Source organism: Thermocrispum sp. (assembly GCF_002919275.1).
GTDB lineage: Bacteria > Actinomycetota > Actinomycetes > Mycobacteriales > Pseudonocardiaceae > Thermocrispum > Thermocrispum agreste.
This window is the reverse complement of the sequence record NZ_PKFA01000004.1, coordinates 1-7,432: the sequence shown is the minus strand read 5'-3', so window position 1 is coordinate 7,432 and position 7,432 is coordinate 1. Positions and strand designations below refer to the sequence as shown.

At 67.7% G+C, this 7,432-nt stretch carries 9 protein-coding genes; 5 read left to right on the top strand and 4 right to left on the bottom strand.

Features of this window, described 5'->3' with window-relative positions; all coding sequences use genetic code 11:
- Positions 1-141 precede the first annotated feature (141 nt).
- Together CXP56_RS01205 and CXP56_RS01200 are read left to right on the top strand one after the other, a co-directional pair.
- Positions 142-573, top strand: a complete 432-nt coding sequence (locus tag CXP56_RS01205) for an SRPBCC family protein (protein WP_052344429.1) — start codon at positions 142-144, stop codon at positions 571-573.
- Positions 574-586: 13 nt separating this feature from the next.
- Entirely contained in the window at positions 587-1,126 is a 540-nt protein-coding gene (locus CXP56_RS01200; RefSeq protein WP_286899261.1) for a TetR/AcrR family transcriptional regulator, read from the top strand.
- A gap of 183 nt (positions 1,127-1,309) precedes the next feature.
- On the opposite strand, the gene CXP56_RS01195 is transcribed toward CXP56_RS01200, so the two are convergent.
- Both CXP56_RS01195 and CXP56_RS01190 read right to left on the bottom strand, forming a co-directional pair.
- The gene (locus CXP56_RS01195) at positions 1,310-2,548 is read right to left on the bottom strand and encodes a low temperature requirement protein A (RefSeq protein ID WP_286899260.1); all 1,239 of its coding nucleotides are present in this window, start codon (positions 2,546-2,548) and stop codon (positions 1,310-1,312) included.
- Positions 2,549-2,703: 155 nt separating this feature from the next.
- Positions 2,704-3,498, bottom strand: a complete 795-nt coding sequence (locus CXP56_RS01190) for a GH12 family glycosyl hydrolase domain-containing protein (protein ID WP_286899259.1) — start codon at positions 3,496-3,498, stop codon at positions 2,704-2,706.
- Between the two features lie 280 nt (positions 3,499-3,778).
- Here CXP56_RS01190 and CXP56_RS01185 point away from each other — a divergent pair, with 280 nt between their 5' ends.
- Positions 3,779-4,594 carry an LLM class flavin-dependent oxidoreductase gene (locus tag CXP56_RS01185; protein WP_286899257.1) on the top strand — a complete coding sequence of 272 codons (816 nt, stop codon included), beginning with the start codon at positions 3,779-3,781 and terminating at the stop codon, positions 4,592-4,594.
- A 22-nt stretch (positions 4,595-4,616) separates the two neighbouring features.
- Here CXP56_RS01185 and CXP56_RS01180 read toward each other — a convergent pair whose 3' ends face one another.
- Both CXP56_RS01180 and CXP56_RS01175 read right to left on the bottom strand, forming a co-directional pair.
- Complete coding sequence (locus tag CXP56_RS01180; protein WP_156914576.1) at positions 4,617-5,009, bottom strand: hypothetical protein; 393 nt, start codon at positions 5,007-5,009, stop codon at positions 4,617-4,619.
- A 746-nt stretch (positions 5,010-5,755) separates the two neighbouring features.
- Entirely contained in the window at positions 5,756-6,364 is a 609-nt protein-coding gene (locus CXP56_RS01175) for a maleylpyruvate isomerase N-terminal domain-containing protein (protein ID WP_502694554.1), read from the bottom strand.
- A gap of 179 nt (positions 6,365-6,543) precedes the next feature.
- On the opposite strand from CXP56_RS01175, the gene CXP56_RS01170 reads away from it, so the two are divergent.
- Together CXP56_RS01170 and CXP56_RS01165 are read left to right on the top strand one after the other, a co-directional pair.
- The gene (locus tag CXP56_RS01170; protein ID WP_286899253.1) at positions 6,544-6,993 is read left to right on the top strand and encodes a VanZ family protein; all 450 of its coding nucleotides are present in this window, start codon (positions 6,544-6,546) and stop codon (positions 6,991-6,993) included.
- A 186-nt stretch (positions 6,994-7,179) separates the two neighbouring features.
- Positions 7,180-7,432, top strand: a 253-nt coding sequence (locus CXP56_RS01165) for a hypothetical protein (protein WP_286899251.1), incomplete at its 3' end; no start/stop codon positions are given.

Here is a 7,432-nt window from a genome sequence, read left to right as displayed (position 1 = left end):
CCAGTAGACCGCGAAGTCGAGCCGCGTGGAGCAAGCCGAGTTGCGCGCCTGCTCCGATCACCTTGCCGTCTGATATGTGCCTGAGCGCCACTCGACCGTGGCCGAGGCAAGCCACCTCTCCGGCGATGTATCATTCGTTACATGATCGAGGTGGCTCGTACGACCAAGGCGAGCGCGCACGACATCTGGCCGGTGCTCAGTGACGTCGAGAGCTGGCCGGCGTTGCTGCCGACATTCGACAAGGTCACGCGCCTGCACGCCGACGGACCTGTCGGCGTCGGCGCCAAGTTCGAGGTCCGACAGCCCGGCTTGCCGAAGGCGGTCTATCAGGTCACCGAGTGGCAGCCGACCACGCTGTTCACCTGGGAGTCCCCGGCACCCGGCGTGCGCTCGACGGCTTCGCACCGACTGGAAGAAACGCCGGAGGGCACCCGGATCGTGCTGACCATGACGTGGTCCGGCCCGCTGGCCTGGCTGGCCCGCAAGCTCTACGGAAGCAAGGCCCGGCGGTTCATGACGCAGGAGGCGGAGGGCATCGCCCGGGCGGCCGAGGATGCCGGACAAGCGGACTGAGCACCCGCGGGAGGTGCTGCTCGACAAGGTCGTCGCCTGGTTCATGCAGCACGGCGTGCTGGACACCAGCATGCGCACGCTGGCGGCGGGAGTCGGCACGAGCAACCGGATGCTCAACTACCACTTCGGCTCGCGCGAGCAGCTGCTCACCGCGGTGATCGAGCGCGTGTGTGAAGCGGAACGGCAAGCGCTCGAACGCTTCGTCGACGAAGCCTCCGACCCGATGGAGGCGGGCGCGCGCTACTGGAGTCACATCGCCGACACGGCCGAGGTGTTCGCGCCGTTGTTCTACGAGCTGTCGTCGCACGCGATGTACCGCAAGCCGTATGCGGAAACCTTGCGCACCGTGCTGACCGACGCGTGGCTGTCCGGCTTCACGCAGGCGTTCGAGCGGATCACCACTCCCGACCGCGCCGCGCGGCTGGCCAGGTTGTGCTTGGCGATGGGCCGCGGCGTGCTGTTCGACATGGCGCTGACCGGTGACCGCGCCGCCGCCGACGCGGCCATCAAGGATTTCACCGAGCTCGTGCGGCGGGAGGTCGACCACTCATGACGTGTTCGTCGGACTTCGACCGCTCCTGACGTACTCGTTCGGAGCTCGACCTCAGTCCCCGTACCGCTGAGGGACACGCGGCGCAACCCGTCGCGGTTGCACCGGCCTCATCGGCCATGCCGAGGCCCATGCCGTCGACCGACAGCTCCCGATGCTGTCGAGCCGACGGGCCACGCGCCACAGTCAGCCCTGACTGGCGGCGATCCGCCGGGCACGAACCTCGTAACCGGTGATGATCACGATCGGACACACGGCGGTGACCAGCAGCGAGACCCCCAACGTCGCGCCGACGGTACTGACCACCACAGCGAGCACGAGGGCGACGATCGCTCCGGCGAACAGCACGGCCTGGTACCCGTCGACCTTGGCCAGCAGCAGCGTGTAGATCAAGTAGAGCACGACCAGGTACACCAGCACCGGGATGACCGTGGCGAGCACCGCGGTGGTGGTGTCGACGTGCGCCTCACGCTCGATCACGTAGGCGGCGACATGCAGCCCGGAACCGGTGGCGGCCAGCGCGCCGAAGATCACGATGTGCAGGTAGCCCCACCGGAACGCCCGGTCGCGGTAGCGCTCGAGCAGCTCGGCGAACGGCAGGGTGAAGTACACCCACCACAACCCGAACGCCAGCACCGTGCCCGCACAGGCGACCAGGACAGCTTCGGTCGACCAGCCCTGCGTCTGAACCACCGCGGAGATCGCGGTGATCGTGCCGAGCACGACCTCGCCGAGCGTGATGATGACCAGCAGGCCGTACCGCTCCGCGATGTGATGCGGATGCCACGGGGTCGGACGGCCCTGCCGTTCGGCCGTCATCGGCCCGGCCAGCTCGATCGCCACCAGCACGAGGTACGGCAGCCACAACGCGTCCAGCGGCGGGTTGATCACCAGCACGACGACCCACCCGGCCTGGGCGATCCCGATCGCGGCGGCGTAGGTCAGGCACGTCCGCCTGCGGTACTCGTCGTGGGCGGCGGCGCGCAGCCACAGCGCCAGGCTCGCCACCCTCATCACGATGTAGCCGGCGACGACCACCCGGTTGTCCAGGTGCTGGCCCTCGTCGATCGACCGGAACGCCTCGGGCAGCCCCAGCGCGAGGATGAGCGCGCCGACCATCACGATCAACGTGGCGGCGCGGAAGAAGAGGTCGTCGTTGTCGTACGCGGACGCCAGCCACGAGTAGTTGATCCACGCCCAGCAGATGGCGAACGTGGCGAACCCGAACCCGGCCAGCGCGGCGGCCGTGCGGCCTTCTGCCAGCAGATGCGCCATCTGGCTTCCGGCCTGCGAGAACGCGACCACGAACACCAGGTCGAACAGCAGCTCCAGTGGAGTGGCCACCCGGTGCTCCTGGTGCGGGTCGCGCCCGATCATCCGAGCCAGGCGATGGCCGCGAACGGGCTGCTCGACCGGGTGACTCATCGGCTCCTCCCATCTACGCCGGAACCGTTGGCATCGTGCCACAGCGGCACGAGTCAGGCTCGGCGATCCGCCGTGCGGGAGCGCGACGAGAAGCTGGACGCGACGAGCCCGGTGACCGCCCATCCGTCGGTCACCGGGCTCGTCTCTCCCTGCGGTCAGTAGGCGTCGACCTGGAAGTCGGTGACGTCGAACCGCTGCTTCTGTCCCGCGGTGTCGACGATCTCCACGCCGTAGCCGACCTGGCCGAGGGTGGAGTCGGACTTGAGCATGCCCGCCTCGGTGAGATGGTCGGTGAACGCCTTGATGTCCAGCTCACCCGAGGTCTGCGGCGACTTCGCCACGAACGAGACGATCTCGTTGTTCTCGTTCGCCCACAGCTCCCACTCGGCGCCATCGACGGTGACCGTCTTCTGCAGCTCACCGGCGGGCCGTTGCCCGTTGTACTCGGTCCAGATCATCAGCTCGGTGGTGCCGGGACCGTTGCCCACCCCGTTGATCCACACGTCGTAGGCGAAGTTCCACGTGCCCGACTCCGGGGCTTCGTGCGCGAACTGCGTGGGAATGCGCTCGAAGCTGTCGAGGCTGGGCTCCGACCCGCTGTTCCAGTCGTGCCAGTCCTTGTGCATGTTCGGGTAGCTCAACACCGCACCGTCACCGGAGTCGCTGGCGGTGGCGTCGACGTACCAGGAGTCGAACGAGCACACGCCCATGCTCTGGGACACCGAGCCGTTGTCGTTCCACAGGTTCGGGCTGCCGTAGTAGTCCTTGCCGTCGCCCTCTCCGTCGGCACTCACGGGTCCACCACCATCGCTGGTGGACCACGTCTGCGTCGGGTTGGCGCACTTCTGAGCAGCCTCGCCGGCGGCCTCGGGCTCCCCGGACGCCACGGACACTCCCGCCGCGGTGGCGATCAGGGCGACCGCGGATGCCGCGGCGAACGTCTTGCGCATGATCTTGACTCACTCCTGCGGATCGGCGTTATCAATTCGAGACCGGAAAGCTACGGATGCTGTTATCCCTGGTCAACGCGCGTCGCGCGGGTTACGCCGAATGGCGAGGTGGGCGTTGCGCCAGGGTTTGCAGGCGTTGCGCAAGACTGTGGGCACCGGTCCTGCAGCCGGCGCAGCGGTGCGTGATTCACCAACTGCGCCCGATTCCCCGGTGCCTGACCGACGAGTTTTGCCGCGCACACGGGTCTACTTCTGCGAACGGACAGAGAGGACAGCGCCGATGCATGACCGGAACGCGAACCGGCCGCTTCGCTTCGGGGTGGTCACGCCACCGAGGACGGACATCCGCGCGTGGCGGGACGACGTGCGGCGAATGGCCGACATCGGATTCTCCACGCTGCTGATGCCGGACATCCGCATGCTGCCGGCACCAGGGCCCACGTTGGCGGTCGCCGCCACCCTCACCGACATGCACGTCGGGACGTGGGTCTACGCCTCGCCGTATCGGCCTCCGTGGAGCGTGGCGTGGGAAGCGCATTCGTTGTCCCTGCTCACCGACGGGCGCTTCGAGTTCGGCATCGGTACCGGCCGACCGGGAATCGAGGACGAGCTGCGTGAACTCGGCGATGATGCGGCACCCCCGCGTCAGCGCGTGGACGACGTCCGCGAAGCGGTCAGGTCCCTGCGGGAGCTCGACGGCGAGAACGTCCGCACGCCGGTGGCGATGGCAGTTCGTGGACCGAAGGCCAGGGCGGTGGCCGCCGAGCTGGCCGACATCGTCACCATCGTCGGCTTGCCCGCGGACTCCCGGGCGGTGGTGGGCGAACTCGCGGCGAGCTTTTCCGGCGCGGACGTCGAACTGGCGCTGCACGTGCCGGTCGTCGGGGATGTCGTCGAGCCGTTCATGACCGGACCCGACACCGACCCCGCGGCCTTGCACGCGGCCGACTCTCTGCTCGCCCTGCCGGTCGATCCGGCAGCAGCCGGCGAGGAGATCCTGCGCAGGCGCGCGGAGTACGGCTTCACCTACTTCGTCATCGGCTCCCTGGCCGCCGAGGCACTGGCACCCGTCGTCGCCGAACTCGCCGGAAAGTAGGCGAGCCCGCGAGCGGTGCCGACTACGTGTGAATGTGCGCCTGCGGGTTGTCCTCGTCGCCGTAGATGACGATGGTCGCACCTTCGGCCGGATCGTAGTCCTCGGCGCGGCCGAACTCCGCACCGTTCTCGTCGCCTTGGTGCACCGTGATCGTTCCTGGCTTGTCGACCCAGTTCACGTCGACGCACTGATTCTCGAACGGCAACGAGGCGGGGAAATGAGCCCAGCGGGGTTGGAGACCGTCGAACGTCCACTTCACGGTGACGTCGAAATCGACGAAGAGGCACACGCGGTTGATGCCCGGCCCCGGCCCATCGGCCAGGGCAGGCGTGGCGCCGGCAACCAAACCACCAAACGCCACGGCACCTGCAGCCGCGAGGCCACCCACTCGTTTGGCAATGTTCCCAGTAGCCATCAGCACTCCGATCGCATCCGCCGTGATTCGGCCCCGCCGACATCTGACGTGGCATCTGCCGACGACACGATCGACGCTACGGGCCGGTTCGACGCACGCGTGCTCAGCGATGCGACTGCGAACCTATGGTCAACAAGGTTTGCACGATGAGGACTGCTGTTGCGGCCCGTCGTCGCCTTCGTCCGCTATCCAGCTCCCGCCAACACGGCGGAGTTGGAACGACCGCCTGCCGAACGGCTCCGGGGCGACGACGGCAGTCCCGTGCCAAATCTCCATGAACCGCGGCTTGCAGGCCACCACGACGTAATTCTGCGGAGTCGGGCCACTGGGCCAGAACGCCGTCCACATGGCCTTGAAACGGGGAGACCCGGATTCGGGCCAGTCCTCCAGTGTCGCCGCGCAGTCGACCGTGACGCAGCTGCGTCGCCGGTCGTCCTGATACACCAGCAGGCATCGCCCTGAGCGGAGAACATCCCGTGCTTTGCGTGACGACGGGTCCGTTCCGAACCTGATCGTGCCGTCCGCTGCCGGCGGAAAAGGTTCGACGACTCGAGCCGTCGGTCCCCTGTCGGACTCCGTCACGACGAGGCAGTAGCGCGAGGACCTGATCTGCTTCAGCGCGATGGCGGCCACCCGCGAAGGATCCGTGACTCGGCGGCGCAGCGCCCACCAGCGATAGGCGCGCCCCAGACTCGCGAACGCCGCCCGCGCTGCCCGCCTCCGCACCGAGCCGACCAGGCTCGAACTCACCATGGGCCGAGCTCAAGCGTGCTGGGCCACGGCGCACGGCCGGTCAACCCGGTGAGCAGACGCAGGTCGTCCCCTGGCTGCAGTCTCCCGGGCAATGCGCGCAATTGCGTCGCCAACTCCCACGCCACGTACTCCGCCGGCCAGTCCTGCGGGGTGTAGCCCAGCCCCATGTCCGAGTGGTGGAGCTCCGTCTCCCGTAGCCGACGCTTCGGACTGTCGGGCAGCGGCCAATCGTCGTCGCGGTCCGGCACATCGAACGTCCACCCGCGCTCCGCGCACCGTCTCCACACGTCCTCGAGCCTTTCCTGCGAAGTCCGCAGGTCTTCGACCATCACCTGCGCCGGGCGTGCGTGGCCTTCTTCGATCTCGCGCTCGCGCTGAGCCTCGCCACCCGGATAGCGCTTCACGTCCTCACCGCGCAGCGCCGCTTCGAGTCGCCGCGCATGTCCGTCCGCGTTGCGTGCCAGGTGAGTGACCACGTGCCCGACCGTCCAGTCAGGCAGCAGGCTCGGCTGACGGACCGTGTCGTCGTCGAGATCGGCCAACGTCTTCAACACTCGTCGGTGGGCCGACAAGCACAGTTCAACGGCTCGAGAAGTGTCCACACACGCATCGTGCCACGCCACAGTGGCGCTGTCCGCGCTCAGTAGCCTTCGTCGAACCGAGGTTGGGATCGAACAGCGCACGACCGCTCGTTGACGGCGAGCTCGGCGGCGCCGGACGAGCTAGGCTGCCCGCACCTATGATCACGAACTTTCTCCTGGACAACGCGGCACTCGTCCCGGTGGCGCTGGTTCTTGTCGCGCTGGTGTGTGTCCTGCTCGGCTACCTGGCGCGCCACCGCGCCGTTGTCTTGTGGATCCTCGCCGGACTGTCGCTGGTGCCCGTGGTCGCATTGACGCTGATCCCGGAGTCCCGCCGCCTGGATCAGGTGTGCGCGGTGCAGTTCTCGTGGCCGGCCCTGGGCAGCGTCGAGCTTCTGGCCAACGTCGCGTTGTTCATTCCGCCCGCGTACTTCACCGCGCTCGCGGCGCGGCGCCCCGGACGTGTCCTCGCCGCGGGCATCGGCCTGTCGGCGGCCATCGAAGCGGTGCAGGCTCTGATTCCTGCGATCGGCCGCTCGTGCGACACCAACGACTGGGCGATGAATTCCTTCGGCGTGATCATCGGTGTCGTGCTCGCCGTGCTGACCTATCGACTGACGCGAAAACGCGCGAACGAAGACGCCGACTGACGCGGGACGGCCGTGCCGCCGCGAAGCAAATGTCACCCCTCCGACGTGCGCAAACTCGACGCACGGACCGAGAGAAATGTGTCGATGTACCGGCCGGGCGAATTTCGCAGAATTCGCGAAAACTCCTCGAAAATTCCGGTGCTCGGTTAGGGTCGGGTTGCTTGGGGGCGGGAGAAGGGGGTGGACATGGCCACATACCTCACGGCCGACGAATACTCGAAGGCGCTGACTACGCGGCTGGACGAGTTCTACGAGGCGTTGACGTTCCGGTGGCGCGAAGAAGCCTGCAAGGCGCTGTCGAAGACCGTGTTCGACGTACCCGGCGCCCCGGAACCGCTGCGCTGGCAGCCCGACCAAGATGACGTTGAGCAAGCAGCTTCGACGGGGGCACTGGCGGTACAGATGGCCGGGCAAGTGCGATCGGTCCGAACAACGGCGT